Origin of the sequence: Desulfovibrio sp. 1188_IL3213, assembly GCF_036763145.1 — a bacterium.
GTDB lineage: Bacteria > Desulfobacterota > Desulfovibrionia > Desulfovibrionales > Desulfovibrionaceae > Desulfovibrio.
Window position 1 is genome coordinate 1 of sequence record NZ_JBAIYR010000611.1, and the last position, 1,082, is coordinate 1,082.

The window sequence follows — 1,082 nt, forward strand, 5'->3', positions numbered from 1 at the left end:
AGGCCATGTCCGTGCTGGCCGAAGCCGGGTTGGACTCGGTTTTGCGTCATGTGGCGCGGCGCGGTCAGCCCCTGCTCGGCATCTGCCTGGGCTGCCAGATACTGCTGGAAAGCAGCGAGGAAAATACCGCAAAAACTCTCGGCATTGTTCCCGGTGTCTGCCGCCGTTTTGAAGACCACATGCGGCAGGAGGACGGCACTGCGGCTCCGGTTCCGCACATGGGCTGGAACAGCCTTGAGGCCGTTGCCCCCTGCGTTCTGCTGGACGGCATCGACCCCGCGGCGGAGTATTATTTCGTGCACAGCTATTATGTGGAGCCTGATCCTTCCCTGGTGCTGGCAACCACCACTTACGGGCGCACGTTCTGCTCCCTTTACGGGCGCGAGGGCCTCTGGGCCGCGCAGTTCCATCCGGAGAAAAGCGGCAGGCCCGGCTTGCGCCTGCTGAGCAATTTTTACCAATATTGCCGTTGGTTCCGGCAGGAGGCGCGTCATGCTCAGTAAACGGGTCATCCCCTGTCTTGATGTGCGCAACGGCCGCCTGACCAAGGGCGTTAAATTTGTCGGCAACGAGGATATCGGCGACCCGGTGGAAAGCGCCCGCCGTTACTATGAAGAAGGGGCGGACGAGATTGTTTTTTACGACATCACGGCGTCGGCCGAGGCGCGCGGCATTTTTCTGGATGTTGTGGAGCGCGTGGCCGAGCAGATTTTCATTCCCTTTTCGGTGGGCGGCGGTATTTCCAGCGTGGGCGACATGCGGGCCGTGCTGCTGGCCGGGGCGGAGAAGGTCTCCATCAATTCGGCGGCGGTGAAAAATCCCCACCTCATCAGCGAAGGTGCAGACGCCTTTGGCTCCCAGGCCGTTGTGGTGGGGATGGACGTGCTGGCCGTGCCTGAAAACCCTGAAATTCCCTCTGGATATGAAATAGTTATCCACGGCGGGCGCAAGCGCATGGGCCTGGACGCCATCGCCTGGGCGCGGCGCTGCCAGCAACTGGGGGCCGGTGAGCTGTGCGTCAACTCCATTGATGCCGACGGCACGAAAGACGGCTATGAGCTGAAGCTTACCCGTGCCATTGC

Annotated in this window: 2 protein-coding genes; both read left to right on the forward strand. The window is 61.6% G+C overall.

Features of this window, described 5'->3' with window-relative positions:
- Positions 1-503 (forward strand): imidazole glycerol phosphate synthase subunit HisH (gene hisH, locus V6C16_RS14005; RefSeq protein WP_333543523.1); only part of this gene is annotated, 503 nt, incomplete at its 5' end.
- Positions 493-1,082 (forward strand): imidazole glycerol phosphate synthase subunit HisF (hisF, locus tag V6C16_RS14010; RefSeq protein ID WP_333543524.1); only part of this gene is annotated, 590 nt, incomplete at its 3' end. The genes hisH and hisF, both read left to right, overlap by 11 nt.